Origin of the sequence: Pseudomonas bohemica, from assembly GCF_002934685.1 — a bacterium.
Classification (GTDB): domain Bacteria; phylum Pseudomonadota; class Gammaproteobacteria; order Pseudomonadales; family Pseudomonadaceae; genus Aquipseudomonas; species Aquipseudomonas bohemica.
In genome coordinates, this window is the sequence record NZ_NKHL01000108.1 from 45,600 (window position 1) to 46,682 (window position 1,083).

The 1,083-nt window shown below is 55.0% G+C and carries 1 pseudogene; it reads right to left on the reverse strand.

The window, feature by feature from the left end:
- Nucleotides 1–30: 30 nt before the first annotated feature.
- A pseudogene (locus CE491_RS14245) lies at nt 31–1,083 on the reverse strand (IS3 family transposase); the annotation flags it as partial.

Below are 1,083 nucleotides of genomic sequence, written 5' to 3' on the forward strand. Positions count from 1 at the left end.
TACAGGCGCTTAGTCTGGGCATGTAGTGGATCAACTGATCCCGGACACGGTTTTAAGTTTTTCTTCAGTTTTCGCCGGGACCAACCCATCGTTAAATTGATGCGGTCGGATCCAGTTGTAGTGATGCATCAGATGCTGGCTGATGTCTCTCTGTGCCTGCTGGCCGGTCATGTAGCCGGTGGCTGGTATCCATTCTGTTTTCAAGCTGCGAAACACCCTTTCCATCGGCGCATTGTCCCAGCAGTTTCCTCGGCGACTCATGCTCTGGCGCAGGCGGTAGCGCCACAGCCGTTGGCGAAAGTTGCGGCTGCCATCACATTCTTACTGTCGGAGTGAAATAGCAGGCCTTGAGGCTTGCCGCGCTGCTCGTAAGCCACGTCCAGCGCCTTCACCACCAGGTCTGCATCCGGCTTTTCCGATAACGCCCAGCCCACCACTCGGAGAGCGTAGAGATCCATGACAACCGCAAGGTAGTACCATTTCCTCTCTGCCCAGATATAGGTGATGTCGCCACACCAGACCTGGTTAGGCGCTTGAACATCAAACTCCCGGTTCAAGACATTTGGTATATCAGGCCGCTCGACCGTCGATTTTTTATAGGCCTGTCATTCCGGCTGCTTGCTGACCAGTTCCAGTTCGCGCATCAGCCTGCGTACCTTGAACCGTCCAATTTGCTCACCTTCTTCTTGCATCATTAACCTGATACTTCGACTGCCCGGAGCACTTCGTCCCTAGGTGAACAACTCGTTTACTCGGCTACGCAATCTGAGTCGCTCAATGTCTGGTGTTCGCCGCCTCTGATGATGTGCGTAGTAGCCCGAACGGGCGACCTCAAACGCCTCGCATAAGCAATCAACAGGCTCATGGACGCTTAGCTGACTGATCAGCGCGTACGCTCGAGATCTTCCGACATCACGAGCGCGGTAGCCTTTTTTGATATTGATTTCTCGCGTTCGACGCGAGCAATCCGAGCTTCCAACTCCTGGATTTTTTGCTGCTCGGTTGTCAGGGCCTTGCTCTGGGGCGTGACGCCGGTACGCTCTTGCTGAAGCTGGTCGACCCAACGGCGCAGCGCCGACTCAC